The 5,649-nt window shown below is 57.7% G+C and carries 9 protein-coding genes; 6 read left to right on the top strand and 3 right to left on the bottom strand.

Annotated elements, in window-relative coordinates; all coding sequences use genetic code 11:
- Window positions 1-82 precede the first annotated feature (82 nt).
- The 6 genes from HKN37_17490 (at window position 83) to HKN37_17465 (ending at window position 2,683) form a co-directional block, all read left to right on the top strand.
- A complete protein-coding gene (locus HKN37_17490; protein NNE48449.1) occupies window positions 83-478 on the top strand; it encodes a hypothetical protein in 396 nt (131 codons plus the stop codon).
- A gap of 108 nt (window positions 479-586) precedes the next feature.
- Window positions 587-958: a hypothetical protein gene (locus HKN37_17485; protein NNE48448.1), complete on the top strand. Its 372-nt coding sequence runs from the start codon at window positions 587-589 to the stop codon at window positions 956-958.
- A 23-nt stretch (window positions 959-981) separates the two neighbouring features.
- Window positions 982-1,200, top strand: a complete 219-nt coding sequence (locus tag HKN37_17480; GenBank protein NNE48447.1) for a hypothetical protein — start codon at window positions 982-984, stop codon at window positions 1,198-1,200.
- Between the two features lies 1 nt (window position 1,201).
- Window positions 1,202-1,582 carry a DUF2784 domain-containing protein gene (locus HKN37_17475; GenBank protein ID NNE48446.1) on the top strand — a complete coding sequence of 127 codons (381 nt, stop codon included), beginning with the start codon at window positions 1,202-1,204 and terminating at the stop codon, window positions 1,580-1,582.
- Window positions 1,583-1,595: 13 nt separating this feature from the next.
- Complete coding sequence (locus tag HKN37_17470) at window positions 1,596-2,177, top strand: TIGR00730 family Rossman fold protein (GenBank protein NNE48445.1); 582 nt, start codon at window positions 1,596-1,598, stop codon at window positions 2,175-2,177.
- On the top strand, window positions 2,174-2,683 hold the full coding sequence (locus HKN37_17465; GenBank protein ID NNE48444.1) for a hypothetical protein: 510 nt from the start codon (window positions 2,174-2,176) through the stop codon (window positions 2,681-2,683). The genes HKN37_17470 and HKN37_17465 overlap by 4 nt, the downstream gene beginning before the upstream one ends.
- 94 nt (window positions 2,684-2,777) lie before the next feature.
- Here HKN37_17465 and HKN37_17460 read toward each other — a convergent pair whose 3' ends face one another.
- The 3 genes from HKN37_17460 to HKN37_17450 all read right to left on the bottom strand — a co-directional run bounded on the left by HKN37_17460 (window position 2,778) and on the right by HKN37_17450 (window position 5,640).
- Window positions 2,778-3,554 (bottom strand): hypothetical protein, encoded by a 777-nt coding sequence (locus HKN37_17460; protein ID NNE48443.1) that lies wholly within the window; start codon window positions 3,552-3,554, stop codon window positions 2,778-2,780.
- 238 nt (window positions 3,555-3,792) lie between these two features.
- A complete protein-coding gene (locus tag HKN37_17455; protein ID NNE48442.1) occupies window positions 3,793-5,262 on the bottom strand; it encodes a hypothetical protein in 1,470 nt (489 codons plus the stop codon).
- A 174-nt stretch (window positions 5,263-5,436) separates the two neighbouring features.
- Window positions 5,437-5,640, bottom strand: coding sequence for a DUF481 domain-containing protein (locus tag HKN37_17450; GenBank protein NNE48441.1), 204 nt, complete (start codon window positions 5,638-5,640; stop codon window positions 5,437-5,439).
- Window positions 5,641-5,649 lie beyond the last annotated feature (9 nt).

Genomic DNA, 5,649 nt, shown 5'->3' with positions numbered 1-5,649 from the left:
GCTCTTCTTGCTTCTGCAGCGCCTCTCCTCGTACATATCGGAGTCACATTGAACAACGTCCGCGCACGCAGAGGTCTTCATTATGTCATCTCCAGGAAAAGCGATTCTGTACGGCTTTCTGATCTGGTTGATCGTCTTTGTCGTCGCGTTCGCCATCTTCCCGATCCGCGAGTCGTGGCGCGCGCTGTTTGAGGCGATCATGCCCGTCGCAATCGTTCTTGCAACGACAACGTTCGCCCATCTCTATCTGAGCAAGACCTCAGAGAACGTTCTGTGGGAAAGTCTGGTCGTCGGTGGCCTGTGGTTCGTCATCAGCCTGCTGATTGATCTGCCGTTGATGTTGACGGGGCCGATGGAGATGCCGCTGACGGAGTACGTGGCAGACATCGGAGTTACTTACCTCATAATTCCGATAATTGAGGCGGGCATGGGTCTGGTTCGGACGGTGGCTTTCAGGGAAAGTCAGAACGTTGCGTAGTCGGAGTGAGCACGATCCGATAGTTGCGACGATGCCGCTCTTGCACGCGATTGTTACCTTTCCGGGCAACAGCATCAGAAATATCTAGCCGTAAAAGCACCTCATCCTTTGACCGCACTCCGACTCACTCCCGTCGTTCTAAGCCTGATCATACTCGCCGCACACTTCTTGCGCGCCGAGAGTACACTCATTGTCGTGATACTGATCGGGTCACTCGTACTCCTCTTCCTCGTTAAACGGCCATGGGTCGTCCGCGTGATACAGACTATTCTCGTTCTCGGAGCGATCGAGTGGGTGCTGACGCTATCCGAATTGATGTCGCGGAGGATAGAAATGGGCCAGCCGTACATGAGGCTTGTCGCCATCATTGGCTCGGTGGCTTTTTTGACCGCCGTTTCGGGGCTGGTGTTTCGAAGTGAGTCCTTGCGCAATCGGTATCGAATGAATGGAGCAGATACGAGCGCCGAAGAGCAGGCCTAGTTCATCAGACCAGTGACATCGAAATGAAGATCTTCGCTGCGTACTACCTGCTGATAAGCTGCCTCTTCCTGATTGGGTATGCAGTCTACGTACTGGTCTCCCAGTGGGCTGACGTCGAGCCGGGCGACCTGGCGCTGCTGATGGTCTTCTGGATCATGCCGTGCATCGCGGGGATCTACGTGGTAGTTGCAAACCGACTGGTCGCGCGCCGGCGGACAGGTTCGCCGGACACAGACGCATGAGATGCTGACGCTTCTGGATGTATCCTTCTTTCTGTTTCACACCGGTTTGATGGTATTCAATCTTACGGGGTGGATCTGGATGAGGACGCGTCGGCTGCACCTGGCGGTCATCTCGTTGACGGTGCTCTCATGGTTCGGACTCGGCATGTTCTACGGAATCGGGTACTGTCCCTGTACGGACTGGCACTGGCAGGTGAAAAGAGCGCTCGGTGAGGTTGAGTTGCCGGTATCGTATGTGAAGTATTATCTGGATCGGTTCACCGGGCTCGATCTGGATCCGATGGCCATCGACGTGAGTGTCGCCGTGCTTGGGGTCGGGGCACTGCTCGTGTCCCTCGTACTGAATCTGAGAGATTGGAAACGGACGCATGCAAGAGCCTGAGATTGATCGGAAGATGAAGCGACTCGCTGTGTTTTGCGGGTCTCGCACTGGATCGGACGGGGTGTTTTCGTCCGCGGCCCGTGAACTCGGTGACGAAATGGTTGGTCGCGGGATCGACCTTGTGTATGGCGGCGGAAACGTCGGACTGATGGGTGTACTTGCCGATGCGGTTCTGGAGGCCGGGGGATCGGTCACGGGCGTCATTCCGCAGGCACTTGCCTCAAAGGAGTTGGCCCACAATCGGATACAGGACCTGCGCGTCGTGGCTTCCATGCACGAACGAAAGGCGCTGATAGCAGATCTCTCGGACGGATTCATGGCGCTTCCTGGCGGCATCGGGACGCTCGAGGAGTTCTTCGAAGTGTTGACATGGGGCCAGCTCGGGTTTCATCCCAAGCCGGTGGCGCTTTTGAACGTGGCCGGTTATTACGACGGTCTTCTATCCTTCATCGATCATGCGGTGGCGCACGGTTTCGTTCGGCACGTGCACGGAAAGATGGTGATCTCGGGACCGTCGGCTGCCGAACTTTTGGATAGCATGGCGGCCTACCGTTCGCCGGGCATTCCCAAATGGTTAGATCGAGAGGAATTATGATCTATCGCAGACGTAGAACAGCATTGACGGGCATTGCCGGCGCCACAGTATTGATCGGGCTCCTGGCATCTGTTTGTCAGATGAAGCGCACGCCCGAGAGCGGACCGGCCACAAGTCAGGAGTCCGATTATGTGACGGCCATTCACGACGTACTGTCGATTGACGGAGAACTCGGAATGCAGCGAAATCGTGCAACCGAAACGGAGTCGATCGTCTCATCCATCCGGGCATACGTGGCTGGAATCGACGGGACTGACTTCAGTGGGTGTCCCGAGGATTTCACGGAAGCATTCCGCTGGCATCGTGACGCGTGGGAGAAATCGATCGCCTTCTTTGAACGGTTTCCGAGTCTGCGCGGTGAGATGCACGATGTCTTCGAAGCGATACGATCCGAAGGGGGTGAGACGCAGACAGAACTGGAGCGCGTCGAAGCGTTGATATGGGATTCGTGGGCGGAGGTGGAGGCGGTTGCCGCGGACTATGGTGCGATCGAGCCGTCCCGGTAGTACGCCAATCTAAAACGGCCCGGTCCGCGAACGAACCGAGCCGCCTTGTCCAAGCTCGAATTTTGATCAAGTCCCGGACTGGCAGGGGCCGCGCCTAGTCCTCGAATTCGATCTCCTTGAATCCATCTTCGATCTCCACTTCGAATTCGATCAGTTCACCTGTGGAACCGTAATCAAAGGTGGACAGGTCGACGACACTCCCGTCGGCGTCCTTCAGCCATTCGGACGGATCGACAACGACAGTGATCTGATCTTCATTCGCGGTATCGATCGTGATAGGAGGATCGAAGGCCATCTCGATTTCTATTTCCGCGTCGGCGTACACCGTGAACGGACGAACCTCGCCACCCGGACCCGGCGTTTCGAATTCACCGACGAATGCCATGCTCGCTTTGGCGGGCCAGGCCGGGAAGTCGGTGCGGATCTGGGCGAGGAGAGCAGCCGTCTGCACAGCCGAATCCTCATCGTCCTCGAGATTCTCGATCTCGAAGTCCAGTTCCTTGTAGGTGTCGGGAGTGATGTTGGCGCTGGCGACCGTTACTGTGGTTTCGTCAAGCGGAAGATCGAGGAAGAACGGGGGAGCTTCGAATTCCTCACAGTTGTCGTCGTCCTGAGCGTCCGTCAGAAGGTCGCAGTCATCGTCGTTTAGTCGGTCGAGTTCGAATTCTGCGACGATCAGATGGACACCGGTGAGACGCAGAGTTCCGTTCGATCCAGCGATCTCAAGTGTGCCTGCGGCTGTCTTGGCCAGTGACTGGGACCCGTCGGCCACACGAAACTGGACCTGGATTGCGCCGGAATCGCTGGCCGAATCGCAGCCGACGAAGAGGGTTGATGCGGCGACGAGGGCCACGAGAATGTTTTTTCGCATTGTATCCGGGAAAGGTTGTTAGGAGACTCAGTGTATCGGTGAGTCAAGTCCTCTATTCAAGTTTCCTGCCAAAAGGGGTGCGAAGGGCCGCAAAGAACCGTAACTCGTTCTCCGCAATACCGATAGAAGGAATTTTACCATGTCGATGCCATCGGTCATCCACGCGCAGAGGTGGTTCATCGTGCGCAGACGCGGTGGCACCTGTGCAGAATATTCGCGGCCCGCGTTGGAAGAGCCGTCAGCCGTCGCCACCGCCGGCGACCGCCAATCGGGAGAGTTCAATCAGCTTCCAGTATGGCGGCGGGTAGCCCTGCTCGGATCGAAATCGCGTCGCGTCCCGATAGACGGTCGCCGCGATGGTATCGTGCCGGTCGGAGAACGACTTGTTGCGAAGTGCTGCGGCCGGAGACATTCCCTCAGGAATCGGACCCGTTCCGCCGGCCTGGTTACGAAGCCAGCTGTAGGCCTTCGCGATTCTCGCCGGAGCAAGACGGTACCATTCGAAGTCAAGATCATCGCCACGCTCGGCGCCCTCGAGCATGACGTCGATGACCGCGTTGTCGATGTGGTCCTTGAAAAGCGTCTCCGGGTCGCGCCACTCCGCGACCACAGCCAGTTGCGGATCGTATTCCAGATCAGAGGGCTCCTGCGTTTCGAAGTGTCGAACGCCGAAGGCGGAGAGCCACCGTCTCAGGCCGTCGGACGATATGGTCGATAGTCCCATCCAGAGTGTGACGCCGACCTCGCCGTAGGCCGCCGACGCCACCTCCGAGCAGAAGAGTCGAGAGGGATCGTTATAGTCCATCTCAAAGTCGTATGGAATGTGGCCGCCCAGAGCACCTTCAAGCGCGAGGGTGGCGGCGCGATGAGGCAGCATGGGATCCTCGATGAGCGCGGGAAGGTCGGCGCGGGGACGAAGCACCATGATCCGGAGCTTCTTGTCCTGAAGGTACTGTTCGGCCGTTGCGACCGTGACGCCAACCTCAATGTGTGCCTCTATGATCGACGCCTGTCGCGTGCTGCCATCCACATGCACCAGCGCGATGTGGGAGAAATTTCCCGGATAGTCATTTCCCCGCGATATGAGCGCGGATGTCGGATAGCCCCCTCGCGACACAAGGATGTCGCCGGAGTGAATCTGAAGTCCATTAATCTCGACCGACGGGGTGGCCGACGGTTCAGCACGACCCTCAACGAGAGTGACCATCTCATCCGAATGCTGAAGCATCACCTCTTCAACGGCGGCTCGTCCTCCATAGAGGCTGCGATACAGTCGCTGTCTGGCACCGATCGTATTGACATCCCAGTCTCGCGACTGGTGCTTGATGCCGTCGCGAATTTCCCGGTACGTCGCGACGAAATCGGGAAGGTGATCAGGGCACGCCGCTACGGCGGGGGCAAGGTCAAAGAACGCCGTCTCGAGCGAGTCAAAGATCGAATGATCGTATTCATACGGGCTGTGGCGGAGTTCCTGCGTCGCGCTTTGCAGGTTCAAACTTCGAGCGACTACGGATTCCGAAATCTCGTCGCAGTCGCTATCCCGCGCGGCAACGTATTGCGATTCGAGTGCGATCCACAGAGAGTCCTGATTCCAGACGAAGCTCTGGCCCCTCACCGGGCCATCGCCAGGATCTGGTGGGCTGCCCGGAATTGAGAGGGCAAGAAAGGATGCTACCAGAGCTCCTGCTGTCGTGGATGCGATTTTCATAAAGGTTCTGAGGTGGCTATGACAAGGCGTGACGTGTCTGGGGATGCTCATACACCCGAAGCAGCGATGCTGTTCGGCCGGATGATTACCGGGTTTTGCTTTCACATCCCGGGGAATACCACGTTTTCTTGCACTCCCGCCGTCATCCGATCTCGCCGTGGGTGACTCTTGAGGTCAGAGTCGGACGCGGATCCCGTTTTCGACGAAGAGGTCATGTTTCTCGAGATTGTCGGGCGGCCCGTTGTCGAATCGCTGGCGCAGGGCTACGCGGAGAGACACCGCTTCTGTAATGCCTACTTCAAAGGCCGCATCGTGCAGCAGGCGGACGTCCGAAAAACGGTCAACGCGTGGTTGCGCATAGACGGTGCTCGACAACATGCTCCGCTT

The organism is Rhodothermales bacterium (genome assembly GCA_013002345.1).
GTDB lineage: Bacteria > Bacteroidota > Rhodothermia > Rhodothermales > JABDKH01 > JABDKH01.
This window is presented reverse-complemented; position numbering and strand designations above follow the sequence as displayed.

Coding starts and splice junctions, on each gene's coding strand:
- HKN37_17490 (NNE48449.1), top strand. CDS start 83: ATGTCATCTCCAGGAAAAGCGATTCTGTACGGCTTTCTGATCTGGTTG.
- HKN37_17480 (NNE48447.1), top strand. CDS start 982: ATGAAGATCTTCGCTGCGTACTACCTGCTGATAAGCTGCCTCTTCCTG.
- HKN37_17475 (NNE48446.1), top strand. CDS start 1,202: ATGCTGACGCTTCTGGATGTATCCTTCTTTCTGTTTCACACCGGTTTG.
- HKN37_17470 (NNE48445.1), top strand. CDS start 1,596: ATGAAGCGACTCGCTGTGTTTTGCGGGTCTCGCACTGGATCGGACGGG.
- HKN37_17465 (NNE48444.1), top strand. CDS start 2,174: ATGATCTATCGCAGACGTAGAACAGCATTGACGGGCATTGCCGGCGCC.
- HKN37_17460 (NNE48443.1), bottom strand. CDS start 3,554: ATGCGAAAAAACATTCTCGTGGCCCTCGTCGCCGCATCAACCCTCTTC.
- HKN37_17455 (NNE48442.1), bottom strand. CDS start 5,262: ATGAAAATCGCATCCACGACAGCAGGAGCTCTGGTAGCATCCTTTCTT.
- HKN37_17450 (NNE48441.1), bottom strand. CDS start 5,640: ATGTTGTCGAGCACCGTCTATGCGCAACCACGCGTTGACCGTTTTTCG.